The following is a 680-nucleotide window of genomic DNA, read 5'->3' on the forward strand; positions in this document are numbered from 1 at the left end:
TGTTTGGCGTAGCAAAAAAGAAATGTGGTCATCTCCGAATGGAAATGACCAGAAAGTGCAAAGCCAAGTCAAATTATGCAGTCTTGTCGAGATCCATGCCATCATCGAAGACATCAATCTCATCATATAACGGAGAGACAAGTTTCAAGGAAGACTCTGAACCAGAAATAAATATACCTGTCATCGAATTGAAAATACGCTCCCCTAACTGAAATTCTTCTGGCACTTGCAGATATGGAGCTTGTATCTTCGCTATAGATAGGTATTGATAACCACCAAAGGCAATCCCACTGAACTCCAAATATCGTAATTCAGGCTTTTTGGCATTACGGTCATTCACTGCAAAAAACTTGGCAATGAAATTAGCAGCCTTACTAGGGTCAATGACAACCTCTTTGGTTTTGAAGTCGACTTTCACACCCGAAATAAGCTTTTCCTTGATAAAGGTTTTGAAAGGAATATTTGTTTGCTGATTAATGCTTCCAATAGCATCATGTAATAACTTCGCTGCATCTATAGGTGTTAGGCGATACTTTCCGTGAAGATAACGTTCTGGCGCATAACGATAGAATCGTTTGACCAAGTATTGAACCACGATATTTGATGAATAGGCTTTGGATGCCACCATTACCTTATCAAATTGCCGAGTTTCAATAATATGATAGATGTCATTCAGATTA

General features: G+C 38.7%; 1 pseudogene. It reads right to left on the reverse strand.

Annotated features, from left to right (window positions below):
- Positions 1–73: 73 nt before the first annotated feature.
- Positions 74–680: pseudogene (locus NO346_RS14655) on the reverse strand (hypothetical protein); the annotation flags it as partial.

The sequence above is a fragment of the Acinetobacter sp. 5862 genome, assembly GCF_024494585.1.
GTDB lineage: Bacteria > Pseudomonadota > Gammaproteobacteria > Pseudomonadales > Moraxellaceae > Acinetobacter.